The organism is Nocardiopsis sp. iso_237, from assembly GCF_056173345.1.
The window spans coordinates 4,808,527-4,824,767 of record NZ_CM149669.1 but is presented as its reverse complement, the minus strand read 5'-3'; the positions used below and the strand labels follow the sequence as shown (position 1 = coordinate 4,824,767).

Annotated in this window: 13 protein-coding genes and 1 riboswitch; of the genes, 7 read left to right on the top strand and 6 right to left on the bottom strand. The window is 72.2% G+C overall.

Annotated features, from left to right (window positions below):
• The first annotated feature begins 122 nt into the window (after window positions 1-122).
• Window positions 123-1,358, top strand: a complete 1,236-nt coding sequence (locus tag AC0VYM_RS21880; protein ID WP_475455081.1) for an alanine racemase — start codon at window positions 123-125, stop codon at window positions 1,356-1,358.
• Window positions 1,359-1,415: 57 nt separating this feature from the next.
• Here the strand turns inward: AC0VYM_RS21880 and AC0VYM_RS21875 are convergent, their stop codons facing one another.
• Window positions 1,416-3,053 (bottom strand): beta-N-acetylhexosaminidase, encoded by a 1,638-nt coding sequence (locus AC0VYM_RS21875; RefSeq protein WP_475455079.1) that lies wholly within the window; start codon window positions 3,051-3,053, stop codon window positions 1,416-1,418.
• Window positions 3,054-3,488: 435 nt separating this feature from the next.
• Between AC0VYM_RS21875 and AC0VYM_RS21870 the strand changes: the two genes are divergently transcribed.
• From AC0VYM_RS21870 to AC0VYM_RS21860, 3 genes are all read left to right on the top strand, one after another.
• Window positions 3,489-4,394: a DMT family transporter gene (locus AC0VYM_RS21870; RefSeq protein WP_475455077.1), complete on the top strand. Its 906-nt coding sequence runs from the start codon at window positions 3,489-3,491 to the stop codon at window positions 4,392-4,394.
• A 16-nt stretch (window positions 4,395-4,410) separates the two neighbouring features.
• A complete protein-coding gene (locus AC0VYM_RS21865) occupies window positions 4,411-5,640 on the top strand; it encodes a glycosyltransferase (protein ID WP_475455075.1) in 1,230 nt (409 codons plus the stop codon).
• A 110-nt stretch (window positions 5,641-5,750) separates the two neighbouring features.
• On the top strand, window positions 5,751-6,080 hold the full coding sequence (locus tag AC0VYM_RS21860) for a hypothetical protein (RefSeq protein ID WP_475455073.1): 330 nt from the start codon (window positions 5,751-5,753) through the stop codon (window positions 6,078-6,080).
• Between the two features lie 108 nt (window positions 6,081-6,188).
• Here AC0VYM_RS21860 and AC0VYM_RS21855 read toward each other — a convergent pair whose 3' ends face one another.
• Window positions 6,189-7,139: a LysR family transcriptional regulator gene (locus AC0VYM_RS21855; protein WP_475455071.1), complete on the bottom strand. Its 951-nt coding sequence runs from the start codon at window positions 7,137-7,139 to the stop codon at window positions 6,189-6,191.
• A 147-nt stretch (window positions 7,140-7,286) separates the two neighbouring features.
• Here AC0VYM_RS21855 and AC0VYM_RS21850 point away from each other — a divergent pair, with 147 nt between their 5' ends.
• Window positions 7,287-8,633 carry a pyridoxal phosphate-dependent aminotransferase gene (locus tag AC0VYM_RS21850; RefSeq protein WP_475455069.1) on the top strand — a complete coding sequence of 449 codons (1,347 nt, stop codon included), beginning with the start codon at window positions 7,287-7,289 and terminating at the stop codon, window positions 8,631-8,633.
• 127 nt (window positions 8,634-8,760) lie between these two features.
• Here the strand turns inward: AC0VYM_RS21850 and AC0VYM_RS21845 are convergent, their stop codons facing one another.
• Entirely contained in the window at window positions 8,761-9,945 is a 1,185-nt protein-coding gene (locus AC0VYM_RS21845; RefSeq protein WP_475455067.1) for a glycosyltransferase family 4 protein, read from the bottom strand.
• 225 nt (window positions 9,946-10,170) lie between these two features.
• On the opposite strand from AC0VYM_RS21845, the gene AC0VYM_RS21840 reads away from it, so the two are divergent.
• Entirely contained in the window at window positions 10,171-10,437 is a 267-nt protein-coding gene (locus tag AC0VYM_RS21840) for a DUF6457 domain-containing protein (RefSeq protein WP_475455065.1), read from the top strand.
• 224 nt (window positions 10,438-10,661) lie between these two features.
• Entirely contained in the window at window positions 10,662-12,080 is a 1,419-nt protein-coding gene (locus AC0VYM_RS21835) for an alanine/glycine:cation symporter family protein (protein WP_475455063.1), read from the top strand.
• Between the two features lie 89 nt (window positions 12,081-12,169).
• Here the strand turns inward: AC0VYM_RS21835 and thiD are convergent, their stop codons facing one another.
• The 3 genes from thiD to AC0VYM_RS21820 all read right to left on the bottom strand — a co-directional run bounded on the left by thiD (window position 12,170) and on the right by AC0VYM_RS21820 (window position 16,133).
• A complete protein-coding gene (gene thiD / locus AC0VYM_RS21830; RefSeq protein ID WP_475455061.1) occupies window positions 12,170-12,973 on the bottom strand; it encodes a bifunctional hydroxymethylpyrimidine kinase/phosphomethylpyrimidine kinase in 804 nt (267 codons plus the stop codon).
• A riboswitch (TPP riboswitch) is annotated at window positions 12,962-13,062 on the bottom strand. (Overlaps the previous gene by 12 nt.)
• An 88-nt stretch (window positions 13,063-13,150) precedes the next feature.
• Window positions 13,151-14,077 (bottom strand): DUF368 domain-containing protein, encoded by a 927-nt coding sequence (locus tag AC0VYM_RS21825; protein ID WP_475455059.1) that lies wholly within the window; start codon window positions 14,075-14,077, stop codon window positions 13,151-13,153.
• A 355-nt stretch (window positions 14,078-14,432) separates the two neighbouring features.
• Entirely contained in the window at window positions 14,433-16,133 is a 1,701-nt protein-coding gene (locus AC0VYM_RS21820; protein WP_475455057.1) for an acyl-CoA synthetase, read from the bottom strand.
• Between the last annotated feature and the right edge of the window lie 108 nt (window positions 16,134-16,241).

The following is a 16,241-nucleotide window of genomic DNA, read 5'->3' as shown; positions in this document are numbered from 1 at the left end:
GCCCGGCACGCCGGGCGGGTCCCGCCGTGTCCGCACGCGCGAAGCCCACCCGGCAGCGGGTGCCCCGGCACCCCCGATGGGATGATCGGTGCGAAGACACCCGAACAGGAAGCGGAGGTCACGTGAGCGACCGGCTGTGCATCCCCCAGGAACACGTCGACTGGCGCACCAAGGGCCTGTGGTGGCCGGGCGAGCCCGTCACCCTGGCCGAGTTCGCCGCGCGCGGGGACCACCTGTTCGACGGCCCCTTCACCTGGCCGCTCATGGTGCTCCGCGCCTCCGCGCTGGACCGCAACATCGCCGCGCTGGCCGAGTTCACGCGCGGCCACGGACTCCTGTTCGCCCCCCACGGCAAGACCGCGATGTCCCCCGTGCTCACCCAGCGCCAGCTCGACGCGGGCGCCTGGGGGATCACCGCCGCCACCGCCAACCAGGTCCTGGACTTCCGCCGGTTCGGGGTGGACCGGATCCTGCTGGCCAACGAGCTCCTGGACCCCCGGGTCCTGCGCTGGGCGGCGGCCGAGCAGGACGCCGACCCCGACTTCGCGTTCCTCTTCTACGTGGACTCGCCCGAAGGGGTCGCGGTGGCCTCCGGGGCGGCGGATGAAGCCGACCGCCCTCTCCGGGTGATGGTGGAGCGCGGTACGCCGGGAGGCCGGACGGGCTGCCGCACGCGGGAGGCGGTGCTGGCGGTCGCGCGGGAGGTCGTGCGCGCCCCGGGCCTGGAGCTGGCCGGAGTGGCCGGGTACGAGGGGTCGCTCAGCGACGCGGAGGGGGTCCGGGGCTTCCTGGGCGACCTCCTCGGGGACGCCGCCGCCCTGGCGTCCGAACACGGGCTGGAGCGTCCGGTGCTCTCCGTGGGCGGCAGCGCGTGGTTCGACGTGGTCGCCGAGGAGATCGGCGGCCGAGAGGACGTCGCACCGATCCTGCGCAGCGGGGCCTACGTCGCCCACGACGACGGCCTGTACCGGCGGACCACGCCGTACAACCGGCTGCCCGAGGGAGGCGACGCCCTGTCCGGAGCCCTGGAGCTGTGGGCGCAGGTCACCTCCACCCCGGAGGAGGGGCGGGCGATCGCAGGGATGGGCCGCCGCGAGGCCAACTTCGACCAGGGCTTCCCCGTCCCGCGCGTCCTGCGAGGGCGCGACGGCTCGGTGGTCCCGGCCGAGGGGGTCGAGGTCACCGACCTCAACGACCACCACGCCTACCTCGACGTGCCCGAAGGGCTGGGGGTGCGCCCCGGCGACCTGGTCTCCTTCGGTGTCTCCCACCCCTGCACGGCCTTCGACCGCTGGCAGGTCATCCCGGTGGTGGACGACGGGTACCGCGTGGTCGACGCGATCGCCACCTACTTCTGAACCCGTGGACGGCCGTCGGGGCCGGTCCCGCGCGGGACCGGCCCCGACGGGGGGCGACTACGCTCCGGCGTGGCCCTGCTCCGGGGCCTCCTGGCCGGGCTGGTAGCCCCAGCCGTACAGGCCCGGCCGGGTGTGCCAGGCGCGCGGGCCGTCGAGGGGCCGGTACTCCACACCCGCCGCGTCGAGCCTGCGCAGGTGGTGCCGCAGGCGCGGCTCGAACTCGGTGAAGTCGCGCTCCCCCTCGGTCCACACCTTCTCCGCGAAGGCGGTCAGACGCGGGAAGACCATGTAGTCGAGCCTGCGGGCGTTGTCGATGTGCTCGCTCCAGAGGTTGACCTGGCCGCCGAGGACGTGCCGGGCCTCCTCCTCGGTGAGGTCGGCGGGAACCGGCTCGCCCGCGTACACGTCCTCCACGCGGAGCAGCGTGCCGACCGGAACCGGCTCGTCCGGCCGCTCGGACTGCTTGTAGTCCAGGTAGGACGTGGCGGTGGGGGCCATGATCACGTCGTGCCCGGCGCGGGCCGCCGCGATGCCGCCCTCCTCGCCGCGCCACGACATCACCGTCGCGCCCGACGCGAGGCCGCCCTCCAGGATCTCGTCCCAGCCGAGCAGGCGGCGGCCGCGCTTGGTGAGGTGGTCGTCGAGCTGGCGGATGAACCAGCTCTGGAGCTCGTCCTCGTCGGCCAGACCCTCGTCCCTGATCCGCTTCTGGGCGGAGGCGCTGTTCTTCCACTGGGTCTTGGGGACCTCGTCCCCGCCCACGTGGACGTAGGTGCTGGGGAACAGCTCGATGATCTCGTCGAAGACGTTCTTGTAGAACTCCAGGACGTCGTCGGTGACCGCGAGGATCTCCTCGAAGACACCCCACTGGGTGCCCACCGGGATCTCCCCGACCTCACCGAGCTCGGGGTAGGCGTGGATGGCCGCCTGGGAGTGGCCGGGGACGTCGATCTCCGGGACCACCGCCACGTGCCGGGCGTCCGCGTAGGCGACGATCTCGCGGATGTCGTCCTGGGTGAGGAAACCGCCGTGCGGACGGTTGTCGAACGTCGCGGGTTTGGTGGCGCCCAGCTGGCTCTCGGTGCGCCAGGAGGCGACCTCGGTCAGCTTCGGGTAGCGGCGGATCTCGACCCGCCAGCCCTGGTCGTCGGTCAGGTGCAGGTGCAGCACGTTGAGCTTGTGCAGCGCGAGCAGGTCGATGAAGCGCAGGATCTCGCGCTTGGGCTGGAAGTGGCGGGCGATGTCGAGCATCGCGCCGCGCCACTGGAAGCGCGGGGCGTCGGTGATGCTCACCGCGGGCAGGCGCCACTCGGCGCCGCCCAGGGGGCTGGTGCGGTAGGCGTCGGCGGGCAGCAGCTGGCGCAGGGTCTGCACCCCGTAGAACACGCCGGCGGGTTCGTTGCCCACCACGATCGCGCCCTCGGAGTCGATGATCAGGCGGTAGCCCTCCCGGCCGAGTCCCGCTCCCGGGTCGACGCTCAGCCGGATCTGGGCGTCCTCCTCGTCGCCGGTGGCCAGGGGCAGGCCGGTGGCCGCGCCGAGCTCGCGCTGGAGCCAGGCGAGCGTGCCCTGGGCCTCGTGGTCCGCGGACACGCGGGTGGCGGAGGTGAGGGTGAGTCCGCCGGAACCGTCGGTGGTCAGCTCCCGGGGCCGGGGAAGCAGGGAAAGGGGATCGGGGTGGGGATTCTCAGGCACGCGGCACTGCTCCTGTCCGGTCTAGACCAATACCCGGACATAGTGTCACGTCCGGCTACGGCGGCACAGGGGCCCGGGGCAATCGGTCCGGGCGGGCTCCGCCATTCGGGGCCACCCAATACCCACTCTTGACCCGCGAAGACTCTTAACCCTCCGGCTTTTGCGGGAGACGTAGGGGAGAAGGGCCCGGAGCGGTCGGTGCCGAAACCGGGGGCGAACGCCGACACGCTCACGGGTGTGTGCCCGTCCCCGCGAGGTGGGGACGACACTACGAGAAAGACGGGGGGTGGCGTTATCGCCGGAGCACGCCGTCCCTCCGTACTGTGTGGCCCGTACCCGTTTGCGGGCGGTCGCGGGTGAGTACCGAGTGGCGGGGGTTGCGGTGATGCGCGGAGCACCGGAGACGGGTTCGGCCACGACGGGGTGGTGCGCCTGATGCCGTTGCACGTACTCATGGCCGTGGCGGGGGCCTTCGCCCTGGCCCTGGGCTCGGCCCTCCAGGAACGCGACGCGGTACGCGCCCCCGGGCAGAAGGTCGCACCGGCGGGCTTCCTCCTGCACTTGCTGCGCCAGCCCCGCTGGCTCCTCGGTACCGGGGCGGCCGTGCTGGGGGCCTGCCTCCACCTGCTCGCCCTGAGCGGGGCGCCGCTCACCATCATCCAGCCGATCGGCGTCACCGGGCTGCTGTTCGCGATCGTGCTGTCCGCCGTGTTCAACCGCCAGCGGGTCCGCGTCTCGCAGATCCTCGCGGGGATCGCGGTGATGGTCGGGCTGGTCGGCGTCCTGATGACCTTCCCGCACGGCACCGAGCAGCCGGTCATGTCCACCGAGACGGCGCTGTGGCTGTCCGGCGGGATGATCGCCGCGGGCAGCCTGGTCTACGTGTCCGCCCGCTGGCTGCCCAGCGGCGTGCGGGCCCTCCTGCTCGCCGCGGCGGGCGGCGCGGCGCTCGGCACGACCTCGGGTCTGGCCCGGGTGATCACCGCGAACGCGGTGGTGGACCCCGTCAACCTCTTCAGCTGGCTCACCCTCATGGCCGGGGTCACCGCGGTCTTCGGCGCCCTCCTGCTCCAGAACGCCTACCGGACCGGCCACTTCGCCGCCGCCTACGCGACCCTGCTGATCGCCGACCCGGTGGTCGGCGTGGGCATCGGCGCCCTCCTTCTCGGTGAGGGGGCACCGGACACCCCGCTGGAACAGGTCGGGGCGTCGCTCTTCGCCCTGCTGGCCTTCGCGGGCACCGTCACCCTGGCCCGGTCCCGGCACCGCAACCCCGAGGCGGACGGGGGCGCGGCGGGTGACGCCGGGACCTCCGCCTCCTCCAGTAGCCGCACTCGTTGAAACAGGGAGTTCCCAGATGGCACAGCCCAACCGTCCGCTGCGCGTCCTGATCGCCTCGGACACCTATCCGCCCGACGTCAACGGTGCCGGCTACTTCACGTTCCGCCTGGCCGAGGGGCTGGCCGAACGCGGGCACCGGGTGCACGTCGTGTGCCCCTCAGAGCGGGGCGAACCCCACGTCACGGTCAACGGGAACGTCACCGAGCACCGACTGCGCTCGGCCCTGATCCCCCTCCAGGCCGAGATGCGGGCGGCCGTCCCCCTGGGGATGGGCGGGCACATCGCCCGGATCGTGCGGCGGCTGGACCCCGACGTCGTCCATGTGCAGAGCCACTTCCCCCTCAGCCGTGCGGCCCTGCGCCGGGGCAGGGCGGAGGGCGTGCCCGTCGTCCTGACCAACCACTTCATGCCGGACAACCTGTACGCCCACGCCCGCGTGCCGCGTCCGATGCAGCGCGCGGCGGGCTCCCTGGCCTGGCGGGACATGGTCCGGGTGGCCGGGGAGGCCGACCACGTGACGACCCCGACCCCGCGCGCGGCCGAGCTCCTGAGGGAACGGGGGTTCGCCCGGGAGATCGAGGCGATCTCCTGCGGGATCGACCTCGACCGCTTCCACCCCCGGGCCGGGGACCTCGCGGCGGCCAGGGGCAGGTTCGGCCTGCCCGAACGGGACACCGTGGCCTTCGTGGGGCGGCTGGACGAGGAGAAGCGGATCGACGACACGATCCGCGCGCTGGCGATGACCGTCCCCGAGCGGGACGCGCAGTTGGTGCTGGCCGGAACCGGGCAGTGTGAGGCGGAGCTGCGCGCGCTCGCCGCCCGGCTGGGCGTGGCCGACCGGGTGTTCTTCCTGGGTTTCGTGCCGGACGAGGACCTGCCGATGGTCTACGCGGCGGCGGACGTCTTCGCCATCGCGAGCGTGGCGGAGCTCCAGAGCATCGCCACCCTGGAGGCGATGTCCACGGGGCTGCCCGTGGTCGCGGCCGACGCGATGGCGCTGCCGCACCTGGTGGAGGAGGGGCGCAACGGCTTCCTGTTCCCTCCGGGGAACCACGTGCACCTGGCCGACCGCCTGCTGTCGGTGCTCGGTTCGGAGCGGCGGCGCGAGGAGCTCGGGCGGGCGAGCCGGGAGATCGCCCGGGGGCACGACCACCACCGGTCGTTGGAGCGGTTCGAGGCGGTCTACACGCGGCTTCGCGGGCGCGGCCGGGGCCGCCCGGAGTCCGAGCGGGTCATGGTGGCGTAGAGCGGGAACCGTGTCCAGGGGTGCCATCCCAAAAAGTCCACTTTGAACACTTTCTGCATTCTTTGCGTAGCGATCGGTGATCTTGGGCCGCCACAGGAAAGACCAGAACTGTGTGGTTCGAAGGCATCAGCGGACAGGCCGGCGTCAGCCGGATCGCCAGGGGTGGAAACGTCACCGAGGGACTCACGGATCGGCTGGTCAGTGCCGAGCGTGAGGCCGGTTTCCACGAGCGCGACATGTCGTCGTTCGAACGAGAACGCATCGACCTGGAGCACCGGGTGACCCGGATGGAGGCCGAGCTGGACTCCCTGCGCAAAAGAAGACTGGAAGCCTACGCGCGCTGGTGGAACGCCCGCGACGACCGCGACCGTGCTCGCCACGTCTGTCGCAAGCTCCGCCGCAGGATCGACAAGGCGCGCCGACGGAGCAACGACCCGTGACCGGTACCCGAACAGGCCACCGGAAGCGCCCGAGAGAACACCGAACACGGCCCGTCCCCTGAGGGGGCGGGCCGTGTGCGCGCCCGCGGGGACCGCGTCCCCGCGCCGTCACCGGGGTCCCTGGACACGTGGGGAGACCGGGCTGAGCTCCCGTTCCACGCTGCGGGCGGCGTCCCGGAGCGCCGACAGGGTCACCTGCACGGCCGGTCGCCGCAGCGAGGCCGGACGCAGCACCGCGTACACGTGCCGCTCCGGTGACGAGGGGAACTTCCGGTACACCAGGCCCGCCGGGGCGCCCACCATGGCCAGCGCCGGGACCGCCGCGATCCCGATGCCCCGCGAGACCAGGCTGAGGATCGTGCCCAGCCCCTCGAACTCCCACGTCGCCGCGGGCAACCCGCCCACCTCGGCGAACAGCTTCTCCGTGCCGTGGCGGGAACGCTCGCCCTCCGGCGCCACGATCCACGACTCGCCCAGCATCTGGTCCAGCACCAGCGGGACCTCCGGGTCGGCCAGCCGGTGGCCCTCCGGTACCGCAAGCACCATCGGGTCCCGCAGCAGGTGCACGTGGCGCAGGCCGCTGTCCGGCCCCCGGCCCGGGTGCTGCCCGGTCCAGTCGTCGACCAGGGCGATGTCCACCTCGCGGGAGCGCACCTTCTGGGTGCCGGTGGCCAGCAGGGTCTGCCTCAGGACCAGCTGCATGCCCTCGTAGCCGCGCAGCGGCGGCGCCAGCAGCGGCGCGAAGGCCACGGCGGCGGTCGGGAAGGCCGTCACCGTCACCACGCCCAGGGCGATGTTCGACTGTTCGGCCAGCACGGACTCGGCCGCCTCGACCAGGGCCAGGATCTCCTCGGCCTGGTTCACCAGCAGCTGTCCGGCGTCGGTCAGTTCGGCGCCGCGCGGGGACCGGTCCAGCAGCGCCACCCCCGTCTCGCGTTCGAGGGTGGCGAGCTGCTGGGAGACCGCCGAAGGCGTGTATCCCAGGGCGTGCGCGGTCGCGGCGATGGTCCCCCGGGTACTGAACTCGCGGAGGAGCTGGAGTCGTCGAAGGTCAAGCATTAGGTCATCTTATGCTCAGCATCGAAAAGACTCGCTTGTACTGATGGCGTGATCTGGGCAGGCTGTGGTGTGAGAGGCCACCAGCTGGACGAGAGCCCAGCTCAACCGGTGGTCAGCGCCTAACGACAAGCCGGAGATGAGTCATCCATGACCGTCACTGTGTCCGCCACCCTCGCCGTGAACGAAGCCCTCAACGACAAGCGCCGCCAAGGGGTGCGCGTGCTTCCGCTCGGGTTCGGTGAGGCCGGTCTGCCGGTGCACCCGGTCATGCGGGACCAGCTCACGGCGAGCAACGCGGCCAACTCCTACGGGCCCGTGGCCGGTTCCAGCGACCTGCGCGAGGCCGCCGCCGGGTACTGGAACCGCCGGGGGCTGCCCACCGACCCCGACCTGGTCATCGCGGGCCCGGGCAGCAAGCCCCTGCTCTACAGCCTGCTCCTGGAGATCGGCGGGGACACCGCCATCGCCGCGCCCAGCTGGGTCAGCTACGCCGCGCAGAGCCGCCTCGTGGGGCAGCGCCCGGTGATGGTGCCGACCGCCACCGGCCAGGGCGGGGTACCGCAGCCCGACCTGCTGCACGCCGCCGTCACCGCCGCTCGTGAACAGGGGCGCACCGTCAACGCGGTGATCGTCACCGTTCCGGACAACCCGACCGGCACCGTCGCGGAGGCGGAGACCGTGCGCCGCCTGGCCGAGGTCGCCCGCGAGCTCGACCTGGTGATCATCTCCGACGAGATCTACCGGGACCTCGTCCACGTGGACGAGCACGGCCGGGAGCGCGCCGAGGTCCACAGCCCGGCCGAGTACGCACCCGAGCGCACCGTCATCTCCACCGGGCTCAGCAAGAACCTGGCCCTCGGCGGCTGGCGGATCGGGGTCCTGCGCCTGCCCGACTCCGAGATCGGCCACCGTCTGCGCGGCGGCCTGCTGGGTGTGGCCAGCGAGATCTGGTCCAGCCCGGCCGCTCCCGTCCAGCAGGCGGCCGCGCACGCCTTCGGTGAGCCGGTCGAGCTGCGTGACCACGTGGACCGCAGCCGCCGACTGCACGGCATCGTGGCCCGCGCCGTCGCCGACGTCTTCACCGGGGCCGGCGCCCTCGTCGCGCCCCCGGCGGCGGCCTTCTACCTCTACCCGGACTTCGAGCCGGTCCGCGAGCGGCTGTCCGCCCTGCACGGAGTGACCACCGGCCCGGAGCTGACCGGGCACCTCCTGGAGCACTTCGGCATGGGGGTGCTGCCCGCCGTCGAGTTCGGTGAGAGCTCCGCCGCCCTGCGGATGCGGGTGGCCACGAGCCTCCTGTACGGGGACTCCGAGGACAAGCGGTACGCGGCGCTGTCCGCCGAGGACCCGCTGGCCCTGCCGTGGATCCGGGCCCACCTGGACCGGCTCACCGAGGTCCTCGGGTCGCTGCTCTCCGACGGCGCGGGCTCCGACGCCCAGTCGCCCAGCGCGGTGATCCCGGCCCCGACGGCGGTCGCGCAGCCGGTCCACTGACCCCGCGCCCGCACCCGGATCGTGCCCGCCTCTCTTATACGGGGTGAGGCGGTCACCACCGACGGGACCCTCCCTCTCTCTCCCAGGGAGGGTCCCGTCACGCTTCCTCGGGTGGGTCCCGGGCCGGTCACGCGCCCCCGGCCGTCACCCGCTCGCGGCGGGCGGCCAGTTCGTGGCTCGGCGCGATCACCGCGCGGTAGTGCTCCACCAGTTCCGCGTTGACCGACCGCCACGTGCGGTGCGCCACCGAGGGCCGGGCTCCGGCCGCCATCCGGGCCCGCACCTCCGCGTTACGCGTCAGACGGCCCACCGCCACCCGCAGCTCACGGATCGAGTCCGGCCCGTACAGCAGGCCGTTGAGCCCGTCAGCCACCAGGTCCACGGGGCCGCCCGCCTCCGGGGCGACCACCGGAACACCCGAGGCCAACGCCTCCTGCACGGCCTGGCAGAAGGTCTCGTCCGCGCCGGTGTGCACGAACACGTCCAGCGACGCGTAGAGCCGCGACAGGTCGGCCCCGGTCCGCTGCCCCGTGAAGACGGCGTCCGGCAGCAGGCGGCGCAGCCGGGCGCGGTCCGGTCCGTCCCCGACCACCACCAGGCGCATCCCCCGCAACCTCGCCAGGTGCCCCAGCAGGTGCACCCGCTTGTCGCGGGACAGGCGGCCCACGTACCCCACGATCACCTCCCCGTTCGGGGCCAGGCGACGACGCAGCTCCGCCGACCGGTGGTCGGGGGAGAAGCGCGCGGTGTCCACGCCCCGGCGCCACAGGTCCAGCCGGGGGAACCCCCGGCCGGTGAGCGCCTCCATGGTGGCCGAGGACGGCACCAGCGTGCGGTCCACCGCGGAGTGGACGCGGTGGAGCAGCGACCACAGCGCCTCGGAACCGGGCAGGCCGTAACGTCCGGCGAACCCGGGCAGGTCGGTCTGGAACGCCGCCACGGTGGGCAGCGCCCACCTGCGGGCCACGTCCACCGCCGTCGCGCCGAACAGCGCGGGGGAGGCCAGGTGCAGCACGTCGGGCGCGAACGCGCGGATCGCGGCGGTCATGGTCCGCCGGGCGGGCAGGCCCATGGAGAAGTCGCGGTACACGGGCAGGGGCAGCGCGGGCATCCGTACGACCGGGAAGCCCGCGTACGAGGTCGGGCCGTGGCCCGGGGCCAGCACGAGGGCCTGGTGACCCTCGGCCGCCAGATGCTCGCTGATCCGGCACACGGAGTTGGTGACCCCGTTGACCTGCGGGAGGAAGGACTCGGTCACGATGGCCACGCGCAGGGGCGGCCGGTGGACGGAGGGCGGGGGTGTGGGGGACATGCGGGGCTCCCAACGCCGAGGTGTCACGCCGAGTGGTGGGTGCCTCCGACGCTAGGGTCGGGGAGTGAACCCGGGTCGCCGGGCGGGAGAACCTCGCCCGAAGCGCCGACACGGGTTGGCCGATCAGGTGGTGACGCAGCCCGCACGGTCGACTGACCGACGGGTGACCCCGGCATGGCCGTGATCGCCGAACGTGACCGACAGAACGCCCGAAGGAGCCGTGTGGTGACACTCGTGGAATGGTCCGAACTGGTCCGAGCGGAACTGGACCTGACCGGGACCGACCCCCTCCGGAAACCGGACGTGGACCGCGTGCTCGACCTCGCGCGCGACGCCGCCCACTCCGTGGCCCGCCCGGCCGCCCCGCTCACGACCTACCTGCTCGGTGTGGCGGTGGGGCAGGGGGCGGACCCGGACGCGGCGGCCGCGCTGCTCAGCAGACTCGCCCTGGCGCAGGTCGAGGGGGAGACCGGGGAAGGTGGCGAGGGGTAGTCCGGCAGACCGGATCCCGGAGTCGGGACACGCGGAGAAGACACGATCGTAAGCCGTAACACGCATTCTGACCTCGCGTGATTTGTTTGTTACGCGTCAGTGCCATTCTTTCCCGATACCGAACAGTGTCCACCGGTTCCAACGTGTTTCCGAGGGTCCTGGTTCCCCCCCATTGCACCGCTGGTGCCCCCTACCCCGCGTAATCACCGAAAGAGAGGTCCTCCGTGGACCACCTCCTAGAGATGGCCGGCGTTCTGTCGGAGATCATCTGGGGACCGTACGTCCTCATTCCCCTGCTGTTCCTGACGGGTGTCTACCTCACCGTCCGGCTGCGCCTCATCCAGCTGTTCCGGCTGCCGCACGCCCTGTGGCTGGCCTTCGTCCGCCGGAAGGAGGACGAGTCGGTCCAGGGCGACATCTCGCACTACCAGGCGCTGAGCACGGCCCTCGCCGCGACGGTCGGCGTCGGCAACATCGCCGGAGCGGCCCTGGCCATCGGTATCGGTGGCCCCGGAGCGCTGTTCTGGATGTGGGTGATGGGCATCTTCGGGATGGCCACCAAGTACAGCGAAGCCCTGATGGGCGTGAAGTTCCGCCGCACCGACGCCAAGGGCGAGCAGAGCGGCGGCCCGATGTACTACCTGAAGTACGGTGTCGGCGGCCGCTTCGGGGCCTTCCTCGGCATCTCCTTCGCGGTCTTCGGCGCCATCGCCGCGTTCGGCATCGGCAACGGCACCCAGGCCAACACGGTCGCCCAGCAGATGAACAGCGTCACCGGTGTGGAGACGTGGATCATCGGGCTGATCCTGATGATCGCCGCGGGCGCCGTCATCCTCGGCGGTATCAAGAGCATCGGGCGCGTCACCTCCGCCCTCGTGCCCGTCATGATCATCGGCTACGTCGGCATCTGCCTGATCGTGCTCGCCGTCAACTGGCAGTCGCTGCTTCCCGCGCTCCAGCTGGTCGTCACCTCCGCGTTCACGGGGACCGCGGCGACCGGTGGCTTCGCCGGAGCCGGTGTCCTGCTCGCCCTCCAGCTGGGCTTCGCGCGCGGCATCTTCTCCAACGAGTCCGGTCTGGGCACGGGCGGTATCGCGGCCGCCGCGGCCAAGACCACCCAGCCGGTCCGTCAGGCCATGGTCTCCATGACCCAGACCTTCATCGACACGATCATCGTGGTCAGCATGACGTGCCTGGTCATCATCGTGACCGGGGTGTGGCAGGTGGAGGGGGCCGAGGACGGATCGCTGCTCACCTCGCAGGCCATGACGGAGGGGCTGGGCGCGATCAGCCCCTCGATGGGGTCGGCCGGTGCCGTGATCGTGGCGCTCTCCGTCACGGTGTTCGCCTTCAGCACCCTGCTGGGCTGGTCCTACTACGGTGAGCGCTGCGTGGAGTTCCTGGGCGGACGCCGCATGGTCCTGCCCTACCGCCTGCTCTTCATCGTCGTCATCTTCGTGGGCTCGGTGGCCAACCTGGACTCGGTGTGGCTCTTCAGCGACATCGCGAACGGTCTGATGGCGCTGCCCAACCTGGTGGGTCTGATCCTGCTGTCCGGGCTGATCAGCTCGGAGACGCGCAAGTTCTTCAGCCACAAGGACTGGCGGAACCCGGACGTGATCATGGAGGACGTCAGCAAGTAGTGCCCGCTCGGCCGGGGGACCTCCCCCGGCCGACGAGAGGGGGGACCGGCCGCCGTGGCCGGTCCCCCCTTCTGTCTGGCGTCGTCCGGTCACCACCAGGCGTGGAAGTGGTGCACCGGTCCCTGGCCGCCGCCCGCGTCGATCTCGTCGGCGCGGCGCAGGGCCTCGGTGAGGTAGGCCTTGGCGTCGGCCACGGCGGCCACCGTGTCCGCTCGCTGGGGGAGCAGCGCGGCGATCGAGGAGGAGAGCGTGCAGCCGGTGCCGTGGGTGTTGCGGGTGGCCACCCGCCCGGCGCGGAACTCGACCGGCTCCGCGACCCCGTCGACCAGCAGGTCGACACTCTCCTCACCCGGCAGGTGCCCGCCCTTGAGCAGGACGCGGCGCGGACCGAGTTCGAGGAGGCGTTCGGCCTGCCCCCGCATCTCCTTGAGGCTGGTGGCCTCGCTCTCACCGAGCAGGTCGGCGGCCTCGGGAAGGTTGGGGGTGAGCAGGTCGGCGCGCGGCAGCAGGACGGTGCGCAGCGCCTCGATCGCGGACCGCTCCAGGAGGCGGTCCCCGCTCTTGGCCACCATCACCGGGTCCACGACCACGTTCGGTAGCCCGTAGCGGTCCACGGCGGACGCGACGGCCTCGGTGACCTCGGACGTGGACAGCATCCCCACCTTGACCGCGTGCACGGTCGCGTCGGTGAACAGGGTGTCCATCTGGTCGGTGACGAAGGACGCGGGGACACCGTGGACCCCGGTGACCCCGCGTGTGGACTGGGCGGTCAACGCCGTCACCACGGTCATCCCGAAGACTCCGTGGGCGGAGAACGACTTCAGGTCGGCCTGGACGCCGGCGCCCCCGCTGGGGTCGCTTCCGGCGATGGACACGACGTTGTACGCGCTCATTGGCGTTCCTTCGCTAGTACGAACTAGGGCAGGTTCGACGGGTGTGCTCTCAGCCGGGAGGAGTCTCTCCGGCACCCCGCGCCGCCGGGGCCTCGCGGCCCCGGCATCAGTGTTGGTTTGTGGTGGTTCCGACTGTAGTGGACGGCCCGCCGGGGCGGACCGTCCCCCTCCGCGCGGTCAGACGGTGACGTTGTGGCGGGTCTCCACCCGCTCCTGCTGGGCGTGCCTGCGCTGCTCCCAGATGATCATGCCGACGACCACCACGAAGCCGCCGACGGCGAAGGCGAGCGTCACGGGGACGTCGGTCATCGGCAGCAGGTCGCGGTTCTCGTCCTGCCACGGCCACAGGGCGCGCAGCGAACCCGCCATCAGACCGGTCAGCACCACGAGGGTGATGTGGTGGTGGTTCTCCAGCAGGAACTGGAGCACCTTCACGAACAGGGCCAGACCCGTGATCATGCCGAGCACGAAGACGGTGATGTAGGGGAGGTCCGCCGCGCGCAGGGCCGCCATGGTCGGCTCGTACAGGCCCAGGGTCAGCAGGATGAACGAACCCGACAGGCCCGGCAGCACCAGGGCGCAGATCGCGACGGCCGCCGCGAAGAAGACCACCACCGGGTGCGTGGGCAGGTTGGCGCCGGGCAGGCCGGTGAGCGTGAAGGCGAGCGCGGCGAAGACGAGGGCGACCGCGTAGTGCCAGGCCTTCCACTTCTTGCCCGCGCCGGTGTAGGGGATCCAGAGACAGGCCAGGACCAGGCCGAAGAACAGCGCGTAGGCGTACTGGGCGTGCGCCTCCACCAGCGGGGCGAGGAAGACGGCGGCCAGGACGAGTGCGAGGGCCATGCCGATGAGGGCGGGGACGAGCACCGACCAGTCCACCTGGCGGAACTGCTCCTGGGCGCGCTCCTTGCCGCGGCCCCGGGGCACGTCCGTGACGTAGCGCTTGATGCCGCTGACCACGTGGCCCGCGCCACCGATGAGCTTGTCGTAGAGGCCGACCATCAGTGCGACCGTGCCGCCGCTGATGCCGGGCAGTGCCTCGGAGGTGCCGACGGCCCCGCCGCGCACCGCGTTGAAGATGTAGGAGCCTACTGACTTGGCCATGTTGTCGGGCGCTGGCCCGGGAGTCTCCCGGGAGAGGGCGCCGTCCTCCGTCCTGATGGGGCCGCCGGTCCCGTGTGCACGGTCGACCGGCGGGTCAAAGGGGTGCTGTACAGCGCGGGTCGCGGGGACGACCTCCACCGGTTCGATACTCCGGCCCGCGCGGATGTTTGCCGCCCGGGCCGTGCGATGGGGGAGGAGAGCCGTCAGGCCCCGGGCCGGGCTGCGCCAATTCTAGCGGCGCCGAACGGGGTGAGGACGTCCGAGAGCCCTGAGAATCGGGGTTTTGGTCAGGTATCAGCCCGCGAGGTCCTTGGTCCGAAAACAGATCGTGACGACGGCGGACCGGAGCACGGTCTCAGGTCCGGTACGAACCGGACAGCGGCGAGGTCGGAACGGCGGGCGCGGCCGGGTCCTCCCCGGCCACCGACGCCGCCCACCGGTAGTCCTGCTTGCCCACCGCCGTACGCCGTACCCGGTCCACGAAGTGCACGGTCCGGGGCACCTTGAACCCGGCCAGACGCACCCGGCAGTGCGCCCGCAGCGCCCCCTCGTCCGGAGCCGAGCCGGAGGCCAGCGACACCAGGGCCGTCACCTTCTGCCCCAGCCGCTCGTCCGGGGAGGGCACCACGATCACGTCCTCGACCGAGGGGTGCGCCTTCAGCACGGCCTCCACCTCCTCCGGGTAGACCTTCTCCCCGGCGGTGTTGATCACCACGCTGCCCCGGCCCAGCAGCACGATGGAGCCGTCCCCGGCCCGGGTGCCGTAGTCGCCCGACAGCGCCCAGCGCCGCCCCTCACCGTCCGTGGGGAACGTGCGCGCGGTGGCGATCGGATCGTTGTAGTAGCCGAGCGGGATCCGACCGGTCCGGGCGATCCGGCCGACCTCGACCGACCCCGGCGGAAGCGGGCGCAGCGCACCGTCGAGCACCGCGATGCTGCCGCCCATCATGAAGCTGCGCCGGTCCGCGGAGTCCGCGACGCTCGTGTGCTCGTCGGGCGCGGTGGCCGAACCGCACACGCCCGTCTCCGAACCGCCGTAGGCGTCGGCCAGGGCCACGTCCTCACGCCAGGCCCGCCACAGCCCGCGCACCGAGGGGGTGAGCGGGGTGCCGCCGGAGCGCACCGAGGTGAGGTCGGGACACAGGTCGGGTTCGGTCAGCAGGTGCCTGGCCAGCGGGCGGGCCATCGCGTCGCCCACCAGCTGCACCGCGTGCACGCCCTCGCGGTGGGCCAGCTCCAGCACCCGGTCCGCGCGGAAACTGCGGTCCGTGGACAGCACCACGCGTTTGCCGCACAGCAGCATGCTCAGCGCGTTCCACTGCCCGGCGGCGTGCATGAGCGGACCCAGCACCAGCATCCGCAGCGGGAAGCAGCGCGCGGCGCGTTCGGCCACGTCCAGCGGGGTCCCGGCGCGCGGGGCGCCCGGGTCGCGCCGCTCCACGGCCGCGCGGAACACGTCCGCCTGGCGCCACAGCACCCCCTTGGGGTAGCCGGTGGTGCCGCCGGTGTAGAGCAGGTAGTGGTCGTCGCCGCTGGTCACGGGCAGTTCCGCCGCTCCGTGCCCGGCGTCGGGTCCGTGCGCGGCGAGCGCCTCCTCGTAGTCCACGCCGTCCAGCGAGGCGTCGCGCTCGGAACCGTCCTCCAACAGGAGCACGTGCCGCAGGCGCGGCAGGTCGGAGCGGACCGTCGCCACCGTCGTGGCCAGGGAGTCCTCCGCGATCAGGGCCACCGCGTGCGAGTCGGAGAGCACGTGCCGGAGCTCGCCCGCCACGTACCGGTAGTTGACGTTGACCGGCACCGCGCCCGCGCGCAGGACGCCCAGGAAGGCCTCCACCCACTCGGCGCGGTTGAACGACAGGATCGCGACGTTCTCCCCGGGGCGCACACCGGCCGCGGCCAGGTGCCGGGCCAGCCGGGTGGAGCGGTCTTCCAGGGCGCGGTAGGTGAGACGGCGCGCTCCGGCGACCAGCGCGATCCGGTCGGGGACGGCGTCGGTCACCGCCGTCATGAGGTTGGCGAGGGAGAAGGGGCTGTCCGGGGACGCGTGTAGGGGCACGTCGATGACCTCCCTGACGTTCGTGAAAGCCGTCCTCGGCGCGGGGCGCTCGCGGCGGCTGTGGCTCGTTACGAGCGAACGTACCCGTCGGGGCGGCGGCCGATCGCT

Coding starts and splice junctions, on each gene's coding strand:
- AC0VYM_RS21870 (WP_475455077.1), top strand. CDS start 3,489: ATGCCGTTGCACGTACTCATGGCCGTGGCGGGGGCCTTCGCCCTGGCC.
- AC0VYM_RS21865 (WP_475455075.1), top strand. CDS start 4,411: ATGGCACAGCCCAACCGTCCGCTGCGCGTCCTGATCGCCTCGGACACC.
- AC0VYM_RS21855 (WP_475455071.1), bottom strand. CDS start 7,139: ATGCTTGACCTTCGACGACTCCAGCTCCTCCGCGAGTTCAGTACCCGG.
- AC0VYM_RS21850 (WP_475455069.1), top strand. CDS start 7,287: ATGACCGTCACTGTGTCCGCCACCCTCGCCGTGAACGAAGCCCTCAAC.
- AC0VYM_RS21845 (WP_475455067.1), bottom strand. CDS start 9,945: ATGTCCCCCACACCCCCGCCCTCCGTCCACCGGCCGCCCCTGCGCGTG.
- thiD (WP_475455061.1), bottom strand. CDS start 12,973: ATGAGCGCGTACAACGTCGTGTCCATCGCCGGAAGCGACCCCAGCGGG.
- AC0VYM_RS21825 (WP_475455059.1), bottom strand. CDS start 14,077: ATGGCCAAGTCAGTAGGCTCCTACATCTTCAACGCGGTGCGCGGCGGG.